Annotated in this window: 2 protein-coding genes; both read right to left on the reverse strand. The window is 70.3% G+C overall.

Features of this window, described 5'->3' with window-relative positions:
• Nucleotides 1-899: transporter substrate-binding domain-containing protein (locus AOK00_RS35400; protein ID WP_055604205.1), on the reverse strand; the 899-nt coding region annotated here is incomplete at its 3' end.
• On the reverse strand, nucleotides 896-1,375 hold the full coding sequence (locus AOK00_RS35405) for a GNAT family N-acetyltransferase (RefSeq protein ID WP_055604206.1): 480 nt from the start codon (nucleotides 1,373-1,375) through the stop codon (nucleotides 896-898). The genes AOK00_RS35400 and AOK00_RS35405, both read right to left, overlap by 4 nt.
• Nucleotides 1,376-1,875: the final 500 nt, after the last annotated feature.

Here is a 1,875-nt window from a genome sequence, read left to right on the forward strand (position 1 = left end):
TCGTAGGTCCCGTCCGCCTTCAGGCCGTTCACCGCGGCCTGGAAGGCGGGCGCGAGCGGCGTGCCCTTCTTGAACGCGAAACCGACGTCGAGCCGCCGGTACTCGTTGAGGAACTTCACGTTCCTCTGCTGCGTCACCGCGTACCGCACGCCGTTGATCGTGTTCATCACGACATCGCTGCGGCCCTGCTGGAGCGACATCCAGATCGCCCCGGTCTCGCTGTAGACGTTCACCTCGTACGGCTTCCTGCCCGCCTCCGCGCACCTTCCCTTGTTCTGCTCCAGGGTCCGTTCGAAGGTGGTGCCCGCGTTCACGGCCACCTTCAGACCGCACAGCTGCGTCAGGTCGGTGACCGCCTTCAGCGGGCTGTCCGCGCGGCTCGCGAAGCCCTGGCCGTCGTTGATGTAGGTCACGAAGTCGATGGCCTTGCGCCGCTCCTCGGTCACACCGAAGTTCCCGGTGCCGACGTCGTACTTGCCGCTGCCGAGCGCCGGCAGGATCGCCTCGAACCCGACCACCTCGCGCTTGAGCTCCAGGCCGAGGGCCTTCGCCACGGCCGCCGCGAAGTCGGCGTCGACCCCCACGACGGTCCTGCCGTCGGGCAGGTAAGCCGAGCTGGGCGGCGTGGCGACGGACGAGGCGATCGTGAAGCTGCCCCGCTGCCGTACGTCGGCGGGCAGCAGCTTCGCCGCCGCCTCGTTCTTCCTCACCGCCGACACCACGTCCTCCGTCGGGAGCGTGCCCTTCGCGGCCCCCGCGGCACCCGACGCCCCCGAGGCACCGGCCGGGGACGTCGCGGGATCCCCGCCCGCGCAGGCGGTCAGGGTGAGGGTGGCGCCGGTGATCAGGGCGAAGGCGAGGACGGTGCGTGCGGGGCCGGGACGCGTGCGCGTGGTCATGGCTTCGGGTTCTCCAGGAATTTCTCGAACGGCAGCGGGCCGATCGACTCGGGATCGGCGGACACGTCGAAGAGCGGGCGGTAGCCGCTCGCCAGATAGAGGCCCCTGGCCTCCGGCTGGCGCGGTCCGGTCGTGAGATAGAGGCGGGAGTAGCCGCGGGTGGCGGCCTCCCGTTCGAGCACGGTCAGGACCCGGCGGGCGAGTCCGCGCCTGCGGTGCGCCGAGTGGGTCCAGATCCGCTTCAGTTCGGCGGTGTCGTCGTCGTAGCGGCGGTACGCGCCGCCCGCCACGGGCCGGCCCTGCTCGAGCAGGAGCAGGAAGGCGCCGTGGGGCGGGGCGAACTCCTCCGCCGGGTAGCGGCTCAGATCGTGCGCGGAGCCGTACCGGGTCGTGTACTCGTGCGCCAGCTCGTCGAGGAGCGGGCGCGCCAGAGGGTCGGTGGTCGTGGTCCGGTGCACGGACAACGCGAAGGTCATGAAGGTCCTTCAGGGCGAAGGAGGGCAGCCCTTCGGAACGAAGGAGGGCGGCGCGGCAGAGCGAGGGGAGGGGAGAGCTCAGGCACCACGAGGGGCCTGGATGTGAAGGCGCCGCGGAGAACAGCACGCGGACGGGGCGGAGCCGGAGGCCGGCTCACCGAGCAGAGGGTCGGCTCAACAGGAAGAGGACCACACGCGACCGAAGTCGATGTGGGAGCGCGTGACCAGCTGCTGCGAATGCATGGCCACAGTGGAACAGGCATCCGTGCCCGCGTCAACCGCGATGAGACGAACAGCTCACAGTGCGGACACCCTTGACAGCAGGGGCTGTTGACCGCATAGCCTCGAAGGGCGGATCGGGCTGAGGGGCCCGGTTCCGTGCTCACCGCGTGTGAAGGCGCACCCCGTGTTCGATCCGCCTCTGGCATCCACGGAGTCTTCGTATGTCCGCGACCCTGGTCAAAACCCCCTCCACGGCCCCGCCGGCCGAACCACCGCCC

The organism is Streptomyces aureus (genome assembly GCF_001418135.1).
GTDB classification, from domain to species: Bacteria; Actinomycetota; Actinomycetes; order Streptomycetales; family Streptomycetaceae; genus Streptomyces; species Streptomyces aureus_A.

Excerpts from the sequence above, each read along its gene's own strand:
- AOK00_RS35405 (WP_055604206.1), bottom strand. The coding sequence starts at position 1,375 with ATGACCTTCGCGTTGTCCGTGCACCGGACCACGACCACCGACCCTCTG.